The organism is Gilvimarinus sp. 1_MG-2023 (assembly GCF_030548285.1).
On the sequence record NZ_JAUOSC010001031.1, the window covers coordinates 1 to 270 of the forward strand.

At 53.0% G+C, this 270-nt stretch carries 1 protein-coding gene; it reads left to right on the top strand.

The features are described from left to right. Positions 1-270, top strand: a 270-nt coding sequence (locus Q4563_RS20005) for a hypothetical protein (RefSeq protein WP_303605758.1), incomplete at both ends; no start/stop codon positions are given.

Below are 270 nucleotides of genomic sequence, written 5' to 3' on the forward strand. Positions count from 1 at the left end.
GGGTTATACCGATGCCATCAGCTCCGGTGAGATCGATCTGTCTGCGTATATTGGTCAGACGATTTATGTCGCGTTTGTTTACACCAGTGACCCGGCCAATTCCGCGACCTGGGAAATTGCCAATTTCCTGATTCAAGAAAAAACCAGCACGGTAGTTGATACCGACAGCAGCAACACAACAGGCACCACCGAGATCGCAGAGACTGCCCCGTCCTATACGGCTCTGAACGCAGTGAACCAGCGGAGCGAAGGCACCTTGTCGTTTGAGGC